Below are 212 nucleotides of genomic sequence, written 5' to 3'. Positions count from 1 at the left end.
CATGGGAATGGCCGGCGTGCTGGTGTATTCGCTGGCCACGGTGGCCGCGTGCATCGAGGACGCCATCGAGATCACCCGCCTGCAGCGCGTCGAGTCGGGCCGGCGCGAGTACCTCAACGCGGTGCTGGCCAACCTGGACGAAGGCGTGGCCGCGGTCGACGCCGCCGGCCGCGTGCAGGCGCTCAATCCGGCCGTCGAACGCCTGCTGGGCA

Annotated in this window: 1 protein-coding gene; it reads left to right on the top strand. The window is 71.7% G+C overall.

What is annotated here, in order from left to right:
* Positions 1–16 precede the first annotated feature (16 nt).
* Positions 17–212, top strand: a 196-nt coding sequence (locus tag N825_RS35955) for a PAS domain-containing protein (protein WP_198039095.1), incomplete at its 3' end; no start/stop codon positions are given.

This window comes from Skermanella stibiiresistens SB22, from assembly GCF_000576635.1.
Taxonomy (GTDB): domain Bacteria; phylum Pseudomonadota; class Alphaproteobacteria; order Azospirillales; family Azospirillaceae; genus Skermanella; species Skermanella stibiiresistens.
Note: the sequence above shows the minus strand (reverse complement) of the source record. Positions and strands in the feature narration are given on the sequence as shown.